This is a genomic window from Scytonema sp. PCC 10023 (assembly GCF_963920835.1).
Classification (GTDB): Bacteria; Cyanobacteriota; Cyanobacteriia; order Cyanobacteriales; family Nostocaceae; genus Kalymmatonema.
On the sequence record NZ_CAWUDP010000108.1, the window covers coordinates 1 to 19696 of the forward strand.

The following is a 19696-nucleotide window of genomic DNA, read 5'->3' on the forward strand; positions in this document are numbered from 1 at the left end:
GAAGTGATCGCAATTATTATAGTCCACGTCCTAATTAGACTGGCTATAGCTATACCTCCACCCAGACATTCAATTCCGGATCGGCAGCTGGCGTCAGCCCAACAACTAGAACCACCTGCTGGCGAACACTTTGGTTTCCCAACTCAATCAGCTTGGCTCGCCTAACACCAACTACTGAGTTGTCCGGTTCATTAGCTCTCAACTCTTGAGCGCTTCTAAAACTAAAACCCAGAACAAGACGTTCTGGGTTTAAAAATGCTTCCACCGTCTGCCAACACGCCTCAAACCTACATTCCGCAGGTTTTTCAGGTAAGTAAATAATATTTTCTGCAAGGAGCACCGAGAAACTGAAGAATCCAACATCGTTCATCCGTAAGATTGGCAATTTGTTTAACGTTGGCGATCGTTACTAGATGAATCGACATAAAACACTGAAACACCCAACGCATAGTGGGAGTGGAAGTAGGCTTACCCACCTGATTGTGGATGGTCTGTTTAGCCGAATCCAGAGCTTGACGCAGTGCCTTTTGTCCCAGAGAATAAACGCGGAGGCACAAACCCATGACCCTTGAGGTGAAAAAAAGAGGGTCTTTGAGGAACCGAAAACCTCGCTCGGTGGATTGCTGAGCCTTGTACTCCCGCAGCAAGTTATCGTTGCTCAACTGTTCGACATCACTTAGTTCATCGGCATCGAGAACATTTGTCGCCAAGATAAACCTTCCGGCTTTTTGGACTTCAACTTCTACAGCAGTTTCCTTGGGCGTTAATGTTGCACAAATCCGGTAGTAAGAAGTCGCGCCAGCATCCTTTCGGGGTCTGCCACGTCCTTTGTGCTGTTTGTTTTCAAGTACTTGGATATCAACAAGCTGATGTAACGGCAGCTTACGTTCAAAGCGTTGAACTGCTAGTAGTGCATCCTTTTCACAAGCAAACTGTTGTTGATACAACTGCCTCAGTTCAGATTGAGCTTTCGATAACTGTTTGGCTAAACGTTTTTCTAACTGTTTGAGGTCAGCCTCTTTCCGTGCTTGACTCTCAACGACTACCCAACGTTGTTGTACATCACCATAATTACTACAGCACGACGCAATACGGTATCCTGGTAATGAACTTTCCACAAACCCCTCTTGGTGGACGTTATCTAACAGGTGTTTAGCAGCAGCAAGGGTCGCAGGCACTCTTGACACCCAACGTAGTTGTTGCAGTTGTTTCAGGTTCTCTTCTGTGTAAAGTGCCGCGTCCGCTACAAACAAAGCGTCGATTTGCCACTGCTGTTTAAAGTTGGCGATTATGGTGGCAAACATTGCAGAGTCTGACTCTTTACCGTCTGCGAGTCTCAGATATAATGGGATATCTCCATCTCCACTGCAGATCAGGTCGAGTATAAATTGTTTTAAGTCGGGGCGGTGGTCTCTCGAATAGCCATATGTGATGTTGATTGCTCCAGGTTCTGTTTCCTCGGATGAAGCTTTGTTTATATACTCGCCATCGACGTGAAACGAACTTGAATCGAGGTGCAGGGTGTGCATTTTTACCCCGAATTGACGAGCCGCAGATAATGCTACCGTCACAAATATTTCGGTGAGTCCTGCCTGGTATAATTTGTCTAATACTCGACCCAGACGGTCATCGTTTAAGTGTTCTGAGCGTATTCCTTCTCCAAGTAAATGCTCTGTGGCTTTGCCCACAAAAAACTTTTCAAATAGGTATAATGGCGCACTCACAAACCTAAGTCCATTCAAAACCATTGCTTTTACAACTTGACCTGCACTGATTATTTCTTGAGAGTGAGTTCCCAACAGCCGATTGATTTGTTCTACTAAGTTTATCTCATCACATATGCCAGCGACTATGCCGCAGTGGTCAATATCTTGTACCCTAATATCTAGTGGTGATGCTGTCATGCTTCTAAAATACAGCATTTAAATCATTTTCAAAAATATAGTATTTACGATGGCACCTGCGGAATGTGGGTTAGAAGACTCGCTTAATTGATTCGTTTAATACTTTTCAAACATCCTCTAAGCTCGACTTTATCCAATGAAGCAGCGTAAACCTTGTTATTTGGCATTCATTTATAGCTTTGTGGCAAAAACTTTTTCCTACATCACTAATTTTGCCGATATTGGAAAAGTCAAAGTCTAGGTTCCATAAGGGTTTTAGCGTATGCAAACGCGTTGCTGGAAAATGGATAAAGTCGAGCTAAGACCTGAATTCTTACTCAGATGTTATCTGCCCTGCCCCTACTTTATGCCAGTTGCGTAAGTCCTGTACTCGTTCAAATTTGAACTGTTCCGGTATACAATCTGTTTGATTCGGGGTCATGCTTAAAACTGCTGGAATTTTTATGCTACATATATTCTGGCAGTTTTTGAACCCTCATTTCTTTGGTTTGGTGAAAAATGCGGGTTAAGTGCTATACTAATCCTATTTGTTCTACTGATGTCTTTTGATGTCTTTAAACACTGCTTAGTTATAGCATGCTGTTAAGTGCTATGCTAAACTTATTTGTTAGACTAAGGTATTTAAAAATTACTTGGAGGATATAGTGAAAATAATAGTAGAGTTGTAAGCATTTACGACATTAAGTTACGACATTAAGTGGAAACGTATAGGGCAATTTAGCTACTCTAAAGTTGCTCTACTAAAATGTTAATCTCGACTATTAGTTTCATGTTAAGAGATAGGAAAAAGCCGAACTATTCCCCACTCCTTATATTGCCAGTAGTAATAATCACTCAAGAGAATGTTCGGCTTTTCCCCGGCAGTCCTCCTCACACTGATTTGATACTTCAAATCAGTGTGAGGAGGACTGCTGCCGACAAGGTTAAAAGTCTAAGGTTTGCGCACTCAAGTGAAGTTTTGAGATGAATCAAAATTCCCAACCAGATAAAGAGTATTTTTCTTCCAGCCTAGAGGGAGTTGAAGTACAAAAGCAAGCAAGCACCCAAACCGAAGAGAAAGAGCAACACAAGAGTCAAGCGATCGCTGTTATAGGTATTGGTTGTCGCTTTCCAGGAGCTAATGACTACGAGGAATTTTGGCTCAACCTGGAACAAGGAGTCAATAGCATCAGCGAAATTCCTCCCCAGAGGTGGGATGTCCAGAAGTATTATTCTCCCAATCCTCAAGAGCGAAATAAAAGTATTAGTAAATGGTCTGGACTGATTGAGGCTTCAGACGAGTTTGATGCCCAATTTTTTGGCATCTCCCCTCGTGAAGCTAAAATGCTCGATCCCCAACAGAGGTTGATGCTGGAATTGAGTTGGTCTTGTTTGGAAGACGCTGGGTACTCACCATCTCAACTGTCAGGAAGTCCCGTTGGGGTTTTTATTGGAGCTTGTAATTACGATTCAATCCTTTTTTTCAACCAGGATCAAGAAAACATAGAGGGACATATTGGAACAGGAACTTGGACTTGCATGATTCCTAACCGAATTTCTTACTTTTTTGATTTTCGCGGTCCGAGTGTTCCTGTAGACACAGCTTGCTCCAGTTCACTAGTAGCGCTTCATCTAGCCATAAATGCTCTCAAAGAAAAGGAATGTGAAATAGCACTGGTAGGTGGAATTAGTGTTTTGAATTCACCGACAATGTACATCCAAATGAGTCAATTAGGGATGTTGTCCCCAACAGGACAGTGCCAAAGTTTTGACAGTAATGCAGATGGGTATGTTAGGGGGGAAGGAGCAGGGATAATTTTATTAAAACCTCTGGCAAAAGCTATTGACGATAAAGATCATATTTATGGTGTGATTAAAGGAATTGCTGTCAATCATGGTGGAAAATCACGAACTTTGACTTCTCCCAGTGTTTATGCCCAAGCCCAAGTGGTGCGCGCTGCGTATACCAAAGCCAATGTCGCCCCTAATACAGTTTCCTATATTGAAGCTCATGGCACTGGTACTCCCTTGGGTGACCCAATTGAAATTAATGCCCTGAAACGAGGGTTCAGACAACTATATCAAGAGTATAAACTGCCAAGATCTGCAAAACACTATTGTGGTATAGGGACAGTTAAAACTAATATTGGACATTTGGAAGGAGCAGCAGGAATTGCTGGGGTAATTAAAGTCCTCTTAGCCATGAAGCAGAAAAAATTGCCCAAGATTCTAAATTTTCAGCAATTAAATCCACGTATTGAGTTAGAGAATAGCCCCTTTTATATAGTCTCCCAAACCCAAGAATGGCAGCAGTTAAAAACGTCAGATGGGGAAGTGGTACCTCGGCGAGCTGGTGTAAGCTCTTTCGGGGTTGGGGGTGTTAATGCTCATGTGGTTCTTGAAGAGGCACTAGAGCCAAAAACTCAGAGGGTAGAGGTTGAGCGTCCCTTACACATGTTGACTCTTTCGGCAAAGAATGAGAAAGCTTTAGGGGAACTGGTCAAAAAATATCAAGGATATTTGCAGTCACATCAAGAAGCATCGACAGCAAATATTTGCTTCACAGCCAATACGGGGCGTGCCCATTTTGAACAAAGATTAGCGGTAGTAGCTGAATCTAACGTTGAATTACAGAAACAACTAGAAGCTTTCCTCAAGGTTAATCAGACAAATGGACTGGTGAGAGGACAAGCAAGAGGCGAAAGTCCAAAAGTAGCTTTTATCTTTACGGGTGAGGGTTCCCAGTATGTCAATATGGGTTGGCAACTATACCAAACTCAACCCACTTTTCGTGAAACTTTGGAGGAATGCGACCAAATTCTGCGACCATTACTGGAGAAACCCTTGTTGTCAGTGCTTTATCCACAGTCAATAGCACTTGCAGACAATTCCTCACTTCTAGATCGAAGCACCTACAATCAATTGGCTCTGTTGGTAATAGAATATGCCTTGGCTCAGTTGTGGCAATCTTGGGGCATCAAACCAGATGTGGTCATGGGTCATAGTGTTGGAGAATATGTGGCAGCAATCGTAGCAGGAGTATTCAGCCTAGAAGATGGTCTGAAACTGATTGCCACTAGGGGAAGGCTAAGGTCATCTATGCCAGGGGAGTTTGAAGCCGTAGCCAAAGAAGTCACCTACAGTCAGCCTCAGATACCCATAATCTCTCATCTTACTGGACAAAAGGCAACACCAGAAATCGCCACCCCTGAATATTGGATACACCATGTGGGGCAACTTGGAGATATTGCTCAGAGTATACAAACCATGTATCAGTCAGGATATAAACTGTTTTTGGAAATTGGACCAAAGCCAATATTCTTAGAAATGGGTCGTCAATCTCTGGAGGATGTGGGATTATGGTTGCCTTCATTAAACCCTCCTCAAGAAGATTGGCAACAGATGCTCTCCACTTTAGGACAGTTGTATGTGAAAGGGGTGAAGGTGGATTGGTCGGGGTTTGACCAAAATTATCCCCGTCAGAAGGTGCCACTGCCTACTTATCCATTTCAAAGACAACGGTATTGGCTTGAAGCTTCTAAAAATGAACATCAAAAAGATATCCTAAAAAATAACCTAAATCCAATAGCTGAACTACTGAGTCAAATTGACACAGAAAAGTTAGTACAAGAGGTGAATTTATCTGAACAACTGACTGAGCAAGAGCAAAAATTGCTACCTAAACTCTTGAAAATTTTAACGAGTCGATTTCAAAAATCTGGTCAATCTTCAGAACAAGACTCAGGAATTTTACAACAACTTGAGAAAACTCCAGAAACAGAACGTCAGCAGCTAATGATACATTACCTGCAAGGTGTGGTAGGTCAATTGTTAGGATTTTATGAGTCCCAAAGCCCAGATTCACAGTTAGGATTCTTTGATATGGGTATGAACTATTTGATCATGCTGGAATTCAGGGATCTGTTAGAGACAAGTTTCGGTTGTTCTATTTCAGTCACAACATTATCTGAGTATTATAATATTCAAGAGCTTGCTAAGTATTTAATAACAAAGATTTTTGTAGGAGAATTAGAGGAAAAAGGTGAGAGTGATAACTATGATAATCAACCAACTATTGTTGATAGTGAACTTAAACCACTATGTGAGGATGCGATCGCCAATGCCATTAAAGAGGAACTAATCGCAACTGCTCTTCAAGACGAACTTAAAGAAATTCAACTTCTACTTAACCAGGAAATATAGAATGACCAATATTTCACAGACAGAACAACAGGTAGTTTCCTCTGAACAAGTGCTTCAAACTATTAAAGAAATGCGAAATAGACTTGAAGCAGTCAATAGAGAAAAAACTGAACCAATCGCTATTATTGGTCTGGGTTGTCGATTTCCAGGTAATGCAAATGACCCTTCCTCCTTCTGGCGTTTATTACATGAAGGTATTGATGCTGTAACAGAAGTACCACCTGGTCGATGGGATGTTGATGCCTACTACGATCCAAAGCCTGAAACTCCTGGGAAAAGCTACACTAAACAAGGTGGCTTCATCCAACAAGTAGACCAGTTCGACCCCTTATTTTTTGGTATTTCCCCTAGAGAAGCCGCGAGTTTAGACCCCCAACAAAGACTGCTTTTAGAAGTGACTTGGGAAGCCCTAGAAAACGCAGGACAAAGACCAACAAAACTCAGGCAGAGTCAAACAGGTGTATATGTGGGTATTTGCACAGACGACTATGCCCAACGGTTCATGAATCTGGAGAACCTCTCTTCAATGGATGTCCATTCTGGTACGGGGAACGCCCGCAGTATGGCTGTAGGTCGTATTTCTCACTTCCTTGGCTTACAAGGACCAAATATTCAGTTAGATACTGCCTGTTCGTCCTCTTTAGTAACCGTACATCTAGCTTGCCAAAGTTTGCGTTCAAAAGAATGTAATCTAGCCCTCGCAGGTGGAGTCAATCTGATTCTATGGCCATTAAGCACTATCGGTCGGTGTAGCTTGAAAGCATTAGCTCCAGATGGTCGTTGCAAAACTTTTGATGCCTCGGCAGATGGTTACGGTCAGGGAGAAGGATGTGGGATGGTAGTCCTAAAGCGTCTTTCAGATGCTTTAGCAGATGGAGATTCAATTTTAGCGGTGATTCGAGGTTCGGCTATCAACCACGACGGACCTAGTAGCGGTCTGACAGTTCCCAACAAGATGGCTCAGAAAGAAGTGATTCAGCAAGCACTACAAAATGCAAGAGTGGAGCCGAATCAGGTGAGCTATGTGGAAGCTCACGGAACAGGAACATCTCTAGGAGACCCTATTGAGCTAGAGTCTTTAGCAGCAGTTTATGGTAAAAACCGTCCTCACAATCAACCCTTGGTAGTTGGTTCAGTAAAAACCAATTTCGGGCATTTGGAAGCAGCAGCAGGAATCTCAGCTTTGATTAAGGTGGTTTTATCGCTTCAGAATCAAGAAATACCCCCCCATTTGCATCTTGAAAAACCCAATCCCCATATCCCTTGGCATCAACTTCCTCTAGTAGTTCCCACTTCAGCAATCCCCTGGCATCAAGGCAATCAGCCCAGGATAGCAGGTATCAGTGCCTTCGGAATTAGTGGTACAAACGTACATATGATTCTGGAAGAAGCGCCAGAACAAGTCAAAAATGAAAATTCTTTAGAGCGTACATCACACATATTAGCGCTTTCAGCGAAAACTCAAAAAGCTCTTGAAGAACTCGTTAATAGTTATTCCAATCATCTAAAAAATTATCCAGAATTAGAACTAGAAGACATTTGTAACACCGCAAATACAGGGCGCTCTCATTTTAATCATCGACTAGCATTGATTACCTCTGATAAAGCTGAACTCGCTACAAAACTCAACAACCTGATAACAGGTAAAGAGGTGACAGGGCTATTTTTTGGTCAAATCCCCAACACCACGAGTTCACCCAAAGTAGCTTTTCTATTTACAGGTCAGGGTTCTCAGTATGTAAACATGGGTTTGCAGTTGTACCAGACTCAACCCACCTTTCGGAAAACCTTGGACGAATGCAACGAAATTTTGCGTCCCTATCTAGACAAGCCCTTGTTAGAAGTGCTTTATCCACAGTCAACAGCAGGAGGAGAAAATCCCTCACTTCTAGATCAAACCGCCTACACTCAAAGCGCCCTATTTGCAATAGAATACGCCTTAGCTCAGTTGTGGCAATCCTGGGGGATCGCACCAGATGTAGTCATGGGTCATAGTGTAGGTGAATATGTGGCAGCAGCTGTAGCAGGAGTCTTCAGCCTAGAAGAAGGACTGAAACTGATTGCGACCAGGGGAAGGTTAATGCAGCAGTTGCCTAGTGGCGGAGAGATGGTGTCAGTGTTAGCATCAGAGGCGCAGGTGCGATCGGCGATCGCATCGTATGCAGACAAGGTAGCAATCGCAGCCATCAACGGTCCCGACAGCATTGTGATTTCCGGTATTGGTGAAGCCATCCAAGCAATTTGTACCAGTTTGGCAGAGATGGGAATCAAGACCAAACCCCTACAAGTGTCCCATGCCTTCCACTCCCCTCTCATGAAACCGATGCTAGCGGAGTTTAAAGCTGTCGCCGAAGAAGTTACCTACAATCAGCCTCGGATACCTCTAATTTCTAATGTCACAGGACAACAGGCAACAGAAGAAATAGGTACCCCTGAATATTGGGTGAATCATGTCCTACAACCCGTGCATTTTGCTCAGAGTATGCAAAGCCTGCATCAGAAAGGATATAAGCTGTTCTTGGAAATTGGACCGAAGCCAATACTTCTGGGCATGGGTCGTCAATGTTTGCCAGAAGAAGTGGGCATCTGGTTGCCTTCATTACGTCCGCCTCAACAAGATTGGCAACAGATACTCTCAAGTTTAGGGCAGTTATACACACAAGGAGTAGCAGTAGACTGGTCAGGATTTGATCGTGATTATCTCCGTCGTAAAGTAGCACTGCCAACCTATCCGTTTCAAAGGCAACGCTATTGGCAGGAAGTGGAAGAAAACAAGGATAAAACTGTCTCAACACCAATTGTCCAATTGCTTAACCAGGGTGCAACCGAAGGGTTAGCTCAGGAATTAGAACTAGCAGGGGAACTGACTGCACAAGAGCGACAATTACTGCCAAAGTTACTCGGACTTCTGGTTAAACGGCAGCAAAATTATTTGGAATTCAAAGGGGGTATAGTTCACGAATATTACAATGCCGTAGCAATTTTGGGTCAAGAACAAGCTGGCAATCAGGCAGATGCAAGATCGGAATCAGCATTCTTAACTTTTGGCTTATTTCCTGAAAAAGTTCCCGGTTTTTCTTGGATTAAGTGTCTCACCGAGCCGAATCAAGAACAATCTCGTCAGATGATTGTTGAGTCTCAAAAAGACTTGAGAAAATTATTGTTTGCTCAAGTAGATTTCTCATCTTGTCAAAAAGTTTTAGACTTTGGCTGCGGATATGCTTCAGATTTAATTCAGCTAGCTCAAAAGTATGAGCATCTGCAATTGAATGGATACACAATTTCCAGTGAACAAGCAAAACTAGGTAGCACAAAAGTTGATGAAAAGCAACTACAAGGGCGGGTAAAAATCTTTAATCGAGATAGTGCCAAAGATGAGTTTCCCGACCACTACGATTTGGTATTCGGGTTTGAGGTAGCCCACCACATTCTGGATAAAAAGTCATTATTTACTAATATTGGCAATCATTTGAACCAACAGGGATATTTGGTGTTGGCAGATTTCATCTCTAACAGCGAATTTACCATTGATCATCAGGAAACATCTTCCTACTTTATTACTAAATCGGAGTGGGTAGAGTTACTATCTCAACATCAACTCCAGTTAGTCGCAGCCATTGATGTAAGTCCAGAAATATCTAACTTTTTGTACGACGCAGATTTTGAGCAACGTTTGGAACAGTTGTATCAAAAAAATCGCGACGAAAACGTCAAAGCTGGGTTCAAATCCTACTATCAATTAGGGAAAGTTCTCAGCAAGGGAATAGCCAGCTATGTATTGCTAACAGCGCAAAAGCAACAGCAGTTATCTAAAGAGAAAATAGCTGAGTGGAATCAACAAATGCTAGCTCAACTGTCATCTTACTCTGAGGTGACACCACAGCGCTGGCTCTATGAACTAGAATGGCAACCCCAGAAACTATCAACTTCACCACAACAGACAACAGGTAACTGGTTGCTGTTTGCAGAACCTGGTGCAGTAGTAGAAGGATTACTAAAAAAATTGGGAGCTGGATGTATTTTAGTATCTCCTGGTTTAAGTTATCAGCAGATAGACAAAAAACACTACCAACTCAACCCTACTGCTCCAGAAGAATTTAAACGTCTGTTAGATGAAATCACTTCTCAAAACTCACAACTCCAGGGAATTGTTCATCTGTGGATGCCAACAACTAACAGTCAGTTAGAAACGGCCGTAGAATATGGTTGTGCCAGTCTGCTGCATCTGGTGCAAGCCTTGGTAGAGACCCAACAGCAACAGGTACCGCCTCTGTGGGTAGTCACCCAAGGTGCTATGAGTGTGGGTACTGATGAGGCAGTAGTGCAAGTGCAACAAACACCAGTCTGGGGATTAGGTCGGGTAGTAGCTCTTGAACATCCAGAACTGCAATGTCGGTTACTCGACTTGGAACCGAACATCAAAGAAGAAGAACTGGTGCAACTGCTACATCAAGAACTGATCTCAAAAGACGACGAAAACCAGATTGCTTACCGTCAGGGAGAACGTCGGGTAGCGCGACTGGTGCGCCAACAACAGCAGACAACCACACAACAGCAGCAAGAAATTACCATTACCCCTGAAGGCAGTTACCTCATTACTGGTGGACTGGGAGCTTTAGGACTACAGATGGCTAAGTGGCTAGCAGATAAGGGCGCTAAACATTTGGTATTGACTGGGCGTCGCAAACCCTCAGAGACAGCACAACAAACCATCACCCAACTAGAAAAAGCTGGAGTAGAAGTCTCAGTACTATTGGGAGATGTCTCGGTCAAATCAGATACAGCCAGAATTTTGGAAAAGGTCAAAGCATCTCTACCGCCATTGCGAGGTGTGATTCATGCAGCAGGAGTCTTGGATGATGGGGTTCTACAGCAGATGAACTGGGAACGGTTTACAAAAGTGATGGCTCCGAAAGTTCAAGGAGCATGGCATCTGCACCAACTCACTCAAGAGTTGCCGTTGGACTTCTTTGTCTGTTTCTCCTCAGCAGCATCTCTGTTGGGTTCATCTGGTCAAGGTAATTATGCAGCGGCTAACGCTTTTCTAGATGGCTTGGCTCATTATCGTCGGGCACTAGGTTTACCAGGATTGAGCGTGAACTGGGGAGCTTGGGGAGAAGGAGGCATGGCAGCCCGTTTGGCAGATCAGTTCCAAAGCCGGATTCGCTCTCTGGGTATGAGTAGCATTCCTCCGGAGCAAGGTTTGCAAATTTTGGATCGGTTGTTGGGTCAATCAGCGACCTTAGTAGGAGTAATTCCTGTAAACTGGTCTCAGTTTGTAAAACAATTGCCAGCAGGGATGAAGATGCCTGTATTGGAAGCATTTATTGATTCCCAGTCTGTAGCAAAAGAAACTCAGAGCAACGAGTTTTTGGTACAATTAAAGGCAGCGAAGGCTAGCGCTCGCCCCCAACTCATGACGAATTATCTTCAAGGTGTCGTGGGTAAGTTACTAGGATTCCCTGACTCTCAAATGCTAGATCCACAGCTAGGATTTTTTCAAATGGGAATGGATTCTTTGCTGGCTTTAGAGTTAAGGAATTTGCTACAGACCAGTTTGGGTTGTGCGCTTTCTTCGACAGTTTTGTTTGAATACTCCAATATTGAGTCTCTAGCTGAGTATTTAACCACAGATGTTTTGGCACAAAAGCTAGAAACGACGGTTGAAATTTCAGACAATGGTCAGCAACAACCGCCAGCAGTTGTTTCTGGTGAGAAACAAGCAACCTCCCAAGAGCCAGCGACAGACGCCATCGCAGAAAAATTAAAACAGATACAAAACTTACTCAACCAGTAAGAAGGTTTTGGGGTGTAGGGTGTGAGGTGGGTACTGGGGGCTGGGTACTGAGTAATAACTTTATCTCAAATCCTCCCTTTACGATCCATCTACAGTTACAATCTGGCATTAATAATGTTTCTTGATTTTTTGTAAAAGGTATGATATGGAACAACCTCTTTCATCCCAGCAGTTGCTTGAGCTTTTAGAAGAAGTTCATAATAAACTGGAGGCAGTTGATCGGGAAAAAACGGAACCAATCGCTATTATTGGGATGAGTTGCCGATTTCCTGGTAATGCTAACGACCCAGCTTCATTCTGGCATTTATTGCATGAGGGTGTAGATGCTGTTACCGAAATACCACCAGATCGCTGGGACATTGGTGCCTTCTACGACCCAGATCCTGAAGCTGCTTTAAAGGTATACACCCGCAACGGTAGCTTTATCGAGCAAGTTGACCAGTTCGATCCTCAGTTTTTTGGCATTTCGCCTCGGGAAGCAGGGAGTTTAGACCCCCAGCAAAAACTCCTTTTAGAAGTAACCTGGGAAGCGCTAGAAAATGCAGGGCTTGCACCGACTCAGCTCAGAAACAGCCAAACTGGTGTGTATGTGGGCATTTGCACAGATGACCATGTGTCTAACCAAATAGTCAACGCAGTTACTAAATTTATTATCCCATCAAGCAAAAATCAAGAGACCTCTGTCGATGGCTACACTGGCATAGGTGCCGCCCGCAGCGTAGCAGTGGGTCGTATTTCCCATCTGCTCGGTTTGCAAGGACCGAATATTCAATTAGATACTGCTTGTTCCTCCTCGTTAGTAGCCGTGCATCTCGCTTGTCAGAGCTTGCGTTTAAAAGAATGCAATCTTGCCCTCGTAGGCGGAGTCAATTTAATTCTGTCACCTGCAAACACTCTAGCTCGTTGCAAGATGAAGGCTCTGGCTCCTGATGGTCGCTGCAAAACTTTCGCTGCTTCGGCAGATGGTTATGGTCAGGGAGAAGGATGTGGGATGGTGGTTCTGAAGCGCCTCTCGGATGCCATAGCCGATGGTGATTCAATTTTAGCGCTGATTCGAGGCTCGGCTACCAACCATGATGGACCGAGTGGTGGGCTGACTGTTCCCAACAAGAAAGCTCAGAAGGAAGTCATTGAGCAAGCACTGCAAAACGCCAAAGTTGAGCCGCATCAGGTGAGCTATGTAGAAGCTCACGGTACGGGCACTACTCTTGGCGACCCCATTGAGCTAGAATCCTTAGCAGCAGTGTACGGCAAAAACCGTCCTCAGAATCGGCCCTTGGTAGTTGGTTCAGTGAAAACCAATTTCGGACACCTGGAGGCAGCAGCGGGCGTTTCATCTTTAATGAAAGTCGTGCTGGCGCTTCATCATCAAGAGATACCACCTCATTTGCACTTTACTGAGCCGAATCCTTACATACCTTGGAATGAAATTCCTGTGGTCGTTCCTACTACAGGAATGCCTTGGCTTCGGGTAGAACAGCCCCTCATAGCAGGAGTTAGTTCCTTTGGTATGAGTGGTAGCAACGTTCATGTCATTTTGCAAGAAGCTCCAGAACAAGTTAAAAGTGAAAATTCTTTAGAACGTCCTGTACATTTACTAACGCTGTCGGCAAAAACTCAAAAGGCTCTCGACGATTTAGTCAGTCGTTATCATAATCATCTAGAAATTTATCCCCAACAAAAACTGGAAGATATCTGTTACACCGCTAATACTGGACGCGCTCATTTTCAGTATCGTCTAGCTGTGCTGGCTGCTTCGGGAACCGAACTGAGGGAAAAATTGAGACGGTTACAAGATCCCCGACTTCTTCAAGAAGTCGGGGATCTGGCTAACGCTGGTCAACTTCTCAACACCAGCATTCAACCAAAAATTGCTTTTCTGTTCACAGGTCAAGGTTCTCAGTATGTACGAATGGGATGGAAACTATACCAGAATCAACCCACGTTTCGTCAAGCTTTAGACCAATGCGATCGCATTCTGAAATCTGACCTAAAAATCCCTCTACTAGAGGTGCTGTATCCCCATACAGAAGTGGGAGAGCAATCTCATCTCCTAAATGAAACGGCATACACTCAACCGACTCTGTTTGCTCTTGAATATGCCTTAGTGCAGTTATGGAAATCCTGGGGAATAGAGCCAGATGTCGTAATGGGTCACAGTGTAGGAGAATATGTAGCAGCAACTGTAGCAGGAGTTTTCAGTCTTGAAGATGGTCTCAAACTAATTGCCGCCAGGGGACGGTTAATGCAACAGTTACCCGAAGGTGGTGAAATGGTATCGGTATTGGCATCAGAGTCTCAGGTAAGAGAAGCGATCGCGCCTTATACTTCACAAGTAGCAATTGCTGCTTTTAACGGTCCTGAGAGTATAGTCATTTCCGGAGCAAGTCAAGCTATTGGTGCAATTTGTAGCAACTTAGAATCCCAAAAAATCAAAATCAAATCCTTACAAGTATCCCATGCTTTCCACTCACCACTGATGGAACCGATGCTAAGGGAATTTGAAGCAGTCGCTCAACAAGTCACCTACAATAGACCTGAAATTCCGCTAATATCTAATGTGACTGGCAAACAAGCTGATGGAAGCATTGCTACATACCAATACTGGGTGCATCATATCAGACAACCTGTAAGGTTTGCTCAGAGTATCGAGACCTTACATCAGCAAGGGTATACAGTCTTCCTAGAAATCGGACCTAAGCCCATATTGTTGGGAATGGGTCGTCAATGTCTACCGGAAAATAAAGGAGTGTGGTTGCCTTCAATGCGTCCACCCCAACCCGAGTGGCAACAAATGCTCTCTAGTTTAGGGCAGTTGTATGTGCAGGGAGCCAAGGTAGACTGGTCAGGGTTTGACCGAGATTATCTCCGTCGTAAAGTAATGTTGCCAACTTATCCGTTCCAACGGCAACTTTATCCGAGAGAACCAATCCAAAATCTAGAAAAACTTAGCTCTGTGGCGCTCGAGTCGGAGAATACTCCTATCGTTAACCTACTCAGCCAAGGATATACCGAAGAGTTAGCACAACAACTAGAAAAAACTAGTAAATTCTCACCAGAACAGGTAGAATTATTACCCGATTTATTAGCAGTATTAGCTCAAAAACATCAGCAACAATTAGCAGCAGCCACTATCAAAGAATGGCTCTATCAAATTGAGTGGAAACCTTTAAATATTAGCCAACAAAAGCCAAATTTTCAACTCAGTCATTGGTTGATTTTTGCTGAGTCAACAGGGTTAGGACAAGCTCTGAAGACTCAATTGCAACACCAAGGACATGAATGCAGTTTAGTTTACCCTGCTGATACTTATCAAAATCCTGAAACAGGAATTTATCACATTAATCCCGCGCATCCCCAGGAATTTGAACAACTTTATCAAGCGATCGCCCAAACCAGTAAGTTACCCTTACAAAGAGTGATCCATCTGTGGAGTTTAGATGCAACTTGCGAACAGGATTTGACGGTTTCTGCCTTAGAGCAAGCACAACTCTGGGGATGTGGCAGCGTACTGCACTTGTTACAGGCTGTAGTCAAAAACCCTAAGACGAGCTTACCTCAATTATGGCTAGTCACCAGAGGATCTCAGCCTGTCTTATCAAACACAGAGCAACTAGCACTGACTCAATCATCCTTATGGGGATTAGGTCGAGTCATATCTTTTGAACATCCGCAACTCTGGGGTGGTTTGGTAGATTTAGACCCACAGGGTTCAAAAGATGAAGCGGAAATACTACTGCAACTCTTAGCAGATAACCAAAAAGAAGACCATTTAGCCTTGCGCAATCAACAGGCATACATAGCTCGTTTAGTCAAACAATCTCTCAAAGAGTTTGAAACCCTGTCATTGCGCTCTGATGCCACGTATCTAATGACTGGAGGTTTGGGAGCTTTAGGATTACATACAGCCGAGTGGATGGTGTCCAAGGGAGCTAAACATTTAGTTTTAATCAGTCGTAGCCAACCTGCTGAGCAAGCGCAGAAAACGATTGAGCGTTTAGAACAAGCAGGAGCTCGCATTCATGTCTTGTGTGCAGATATCTCTAGCGAACAAGATGTGGTGAAAATTCTAGAGCAGGTGCAGACATCCCTACCCCCGTTGCGAGGCGTGATTCATGCAGCTGGAATCTTGGATGATGGGATGATGCAGCAAATGAGTTGGGAGCGTTTTACTCAGGTGATGGCTCCTAAAGTAAAAGGTGCTTGGTATCTGCATCAATTAACTCAAAAGCGATCACTAGACTTCTTTGTCTGCTTCTCTTCAATGGCTTCGTTATTGGGTTCGCCCGGTCAAGGAAACTATGCTGCTGCGAATGCGTTCATGGATGGTTTGGCTGATTATCGTCGCCGGATGGGATTACCTGGATTAAGCATTAACTGGGGAGCATGGTCTCAAGGTGGAATGGCTACACGAGTAGCCCGTCAGTATCAGGATGGGTTGAAAACATCTGGGATAGGTTCTATTTCTCCAGAACAAGGACTGCAAGTATTAGAGCAACTTCTACTCAGCCAGTCTACATCACAGGTGGGGGTACTACCCGCAGATTGGTCGGTGTTGGCGCAACAGTGGAGTTTGAGAAATCCAAATTCGTTACTTTCAAAACTGTTACAGCAGGAGAAATTACAACAACCTGCATTAAAACAGAAGAATGACAAAGCAATTTTAGAGAAATTAAAGGCAGCACCAGAAACTGAACATCAAGAGATTTTGAGGAATTATCTCCAATATCTGGTAGCAAAGGCTTTGGGTACCAAATTATCAGAGATTCCTATTAATACCAATTTCATCGAACTTGGTATGGATTCTCTTATGACTATGGAAGTCGTCAATCAACTCAGTCGCGACTTAGACTTCATAATTTACCCTAGAGAATTTTATGAACGACCTAGAATCGACTCCCTAACTCAGTATTTGATTGCTGAACTCAGAAACAAAGACATTGCTGTTAACTCCAATCAACCGTCCCCAACAACTTTAAAAATCTTTGAGACAAAATCTATCCCCAATTCCCCTCCTTTAACTCCAAGTTCAGAACGTCTCCCTGGTATTATTTTTATTCTTTCAAGTCCTCGGTCAGGTTCAACCTTGCTGAGGGTAATGCTAGCTGGTCATCCCTCCCTATTTTCTCCACCAGAATTGCATCTTTTACCCTTTAATACTATGAGAGAACGAGAGGAACAACTCAATCTTTCTCACTTAGGTGAAGGGTTACAGAAAGCTTTCATGGAAATTCACAATTTAGACGCAGCAGCTAGTCAGGGTTTAGTTAGAGATATGGAGCAGCAGAACTTGTCTATTAAGCAGGTGTATCAGAGGCTCCAGGAAAGCATAGGCCCCCGTCTGCTGGTAGATAAATCTCCTTCCTATGCTGTAAATCGCGCTATCCTAGAACGGGGAGAAGCGATATTTGCCAACTCCAAATACATTCACCTAGTTCGCCATCCCTACCCAGTCATTGAGTCATTTGTGCGGATGCGGATGCAAAAAATGGCAGGGTTGGGTGATGAAAATCCTTACCAAGTTGCAGAGCAAGTATGGACTAAGAGTAATCAGAATATATTAGATTTTCTGATACAGATAGAACCAGAGCGTCACCATCAGATTCGCTATGAAGAACTGGTTAAGGAACCGGGTGAAACCTTATCACGACTATGCGATTTTCTGAACATTGATTTTGATTCTGCGCTTTTGCAACCTTATGATGGCGATCGCATGACTAAAGGTGTGTATCAAAGTTCATTGTCAATCAGCGATCCCAACTTTCTAAAACACGATTCTGTTGATTCTAGTTTAGGAGATAAGTGGAAAACTATTCAATTACCTCATCGGTTAGGGGAAGAAACGTGGCAGCTTGCGAACCAATTCAATTATGAATTACCTAATCCAATGGACACTCTCTCAAATATTAGTGAGAGCAAAGTTTTTGTAACTGGTTTGCAAAAAGAGCAGTCTATGGATGAAAAGTTTTTGGAGTTTAGAGGAAAACAGATTTGCCTGTGTAGTTGGGGTTCTCAAAGTAATCCTGTAGTTCTCTGTATCCATGGAATTCTGGAACAAGGATTGGCTTGGCAAGAAGTAGCACTTCCTCTGGTAGCAAAAGGTTACCGAGTCGTGGCTCCCGATTTATTTGGTCATGGGCGTTCTTCTCATTTAGAGATGCTAACCTCTTACAATGCTTTGACATTTTTGGCTCAAATAGATCGTGTGATTCAGGAATTACCAGACCAACCTCTATGTCTGGTAGGTCATTCTATGGGTGCAATGTTAGCTGCAATGATTGCTAGCGTGCGATCTCAGAAGGTAAAAGCGTTGGTGCTGGTAGAACTTCCACTACCTACTGAGGAGAAGAAGCAAGAGCCAATTAATCAACTAACGACTTTTTTAGAATATTCTACTTCTTACCCTCAACATCCTACATTCCCAAATGTGGCAACTGCTGCTAAAAGATTACGTCAAGTTACACCTGCTTTATCAGAAGAATTTTCGTATATTCTAGCCCAACGAACTACAAAACCTTGTGAGGAGGGAGTTAACTGGAGTTGGGATCCAATTCTTCGTACCCGCTCTACCCTGAATTTCAACAGCTTTAATGGAGGTCGAGCACAATATCTAGAAATGCTCAAACATATTCAAGTTCCTACCACATTGATCTACGGAGATAGCAGTCAAATGAATCGACCAGAAGATTTGCAACAACAGCAAACAGTTATGGCTCAAGCAAAACGAGTCTTTGTTTCAGGAGGGCACAATCTTCACATCGAAGCTGTTCCTGCTTTGACATCACTAATTGAACAATTGTTTGATTAAGATACGGTTTAGGGGCACTAACTAGCAACTTATGTTACTACTCAGCGTCTACGCACTCTTCCACAGTTCAGAAAAAAAGCGAGTTTATGAAGCATAAAGGTACAATTCTCTGGCTCACGGGGTTAAGTGGGGCTGGTAAAACGACGATTGCCAAAGGGGTAGCCCAACAACTGCGAACAAGGGGTTGTCGAGTAGAATTGCTCGATGGTGATGTCGTTCGCACCTCTTTATCTAAGGAGCTTGGGTTTAGTAAGGAAGACCGGGATACAAATGTACGTCGGATTGGTTTTGTCGCAAACTTGCTCAGTCGCAATGGGGTAATAGCGATCGCGGCAGTGATCAGTCCCTATAGAGAAATTCGAGAGGAACTGAGACGGACAACCACCAACTTTGTGGAAGTTTACGTTCAGGCTCCCTTGACGGTTTGTGAATCCCGTGATAGTAAGGGACTTTATGCCAAAGCTAGGGCAGGAGAAATCAAAAATTTCACAGGCATCTCTGACCCTTACGAAGAACCTCTAAACCCAGAGATTATTTGTCCTAGTTATCAATTCACAGTTGAGCAATGTGTTCACCAAGTCATTAGCTATTTAGAGTCCCAAAGCTACATTCCAGTTTGTTCCCTTAAGGACAGAGAAGAAGAAGCCGTTCAGGGGATTTAAAGTGTTACCTTTCTTTTATCAGCTTTATCAGTGTAGTGTCTCTACTGTTGACCTATAAATTTTGGAAGCACAAGGGTTTCGTCGTCTTTACTATTTGCGATCGCCCTGTGGTCGATTACTCCTGATATCAAATCCATTTGTATCATCCTTATACCATTTCTCTAAATGATGACTCCAGATACATTCCCCCTGCTCCCTGCTCTCCTGCTATTTATCTGTAGCTTTGTTTTGGGGAATTGGTATTATTCCTCCTTCCTCTCCCTCTGCGTCCGAGAGCGTCTGGAGCGGTTTTTTAATCATTCAGATGCTAGCGGATTTGATATGAATTAATGATTTCAGCGAT

6 protein-coding genes are annotated in these 19696 nt (G+C 43.5%); 4 read left to right on the forward strand and 2 right to left on the reverse strand.

Features of this window, described 5'->3' with window-relative positions:
- Nucleotides 1-49 precede the first annotated feature (49 nt).
- Both ACM0OZ_RS39715 and ACM0OZ_RS39720 read right to left on the reverse strand, forming a co-directional pair.
- Nucleotides 50-340, reverse strand: coding sequence for a hypothetical protein (locus ACM0OZ_RS39715; RefSeq protein ID WP_414588381.1), 291 nt, complete (start codon nt 338-340; stop codon nt 50-52).
- The gene (locus ACM0OZ_RS39720) at nt 306-1904 is read right to left on the reverse strand and encodes an IS1634 family transposase (RefSeq protein ID WP_414588366.1); all 1599 of its coding nucleotides are present in this window, start codon (nt 1902-1904) and stop codon (nt 306-308) included. Before ACM0OZ_RS39720 ends, ACM0OZ_RS39715 begins: the two co-directional genes overlap by 35 nt.
- 963 nt (nt 1905-2867) lie before the next feature.
- Between ACM0OZ_RS39720 and ACM0OZ_RS39725 the strand changes: the two genes are divergently transcribed.
- The 4 genes from ACM0OZ_RS39725 (at nt 2868) to cysC (ending at nt 19353) form a co-directional block, all read left to right on the forward strand.
- On the forward strand, nt 2868-6086 hold the full coding sequence (locus ACM0OZ_RS39725; RefSeq protein WP_414588368.1) for a type I polyketide synthase: 3219 nt from the start codon (nt 2868-2870) through the stop codon (nt 6084-6086).
- Nucleotide 6087: 1 nt separating this feature from the next.
- Nucleotides 6088-11883, forward strand: a complete 5796-nt coding sequence (locus ACM0OZ_RS39730) for a type I polyketide synthase (protein ID WP_414588369.1) — start codon at nt 6088-6090, stop codon at nt 11881-11883.
- Between the two features lie 145 nt (nt 11884-12028).
- A complete protein-coding gene (locus ACM0OZ_RS39735) occupies nt 12029-18691 on the forward strand; it encodes an alpha/beta fold hydrolase (RefSeq protein ID WP_414588370.1) in 6663 nt (2220 codons plus the stop codon).
- An 86-nt stretch (nt 18692-18777) separates the two neighbouring features.
- Entirely contained in the window at nt 18778-19353 is a 576-nt protein-coding gene (gene cysC / locus ACM0OZ_RS39740; protein ID WP_414588371.1) for an adenylyl-sulfate kinase, read from the forward strand.
- Nucleotides 19354-19696 lie beyond the last annotated feature (343 nt).

Excerpts from the sequence above, each read along its gene's own strand:
- cysC (WP_414588371.1), top strand. The coding sequence starts at position 18,778 with ATGAAGCATAAAGGTACAATTCTCTGGCTCACGGGGTTAAGTGGGGCT.
- ACM0OZ_RS39720 (WP_414588366.1), bottom strand. The coding sequence starts at position 1,904 with ATGACAGCATCACCACTAGATATTAGGGTACAAGATATTGACCACTGC.
- ACM0OZ_RS39725 (WP_414588368.1), top strand. The coding sequence starts at position 2,868 with ATGAATCAAAATTCCCAACCAGATAAAGAGTATTTTTCTTCCAGCCTA.
- ACM0OZ_RS39735 (WP_414588370.1), top strand. The coding sequence starts at position 12,029 with ATGGAACAACCTCTTTCATCCCAGCAGTTGCTTGAGCTTTTAGAAGAA.
- ACM0OZ_RS39730 (WP_414588369.1), top strand. The coding sequence starts at position 6,088 with ATGACCAATATTTCACAGACAGAACAACAGGTAGTTTCCTCTGAACAA.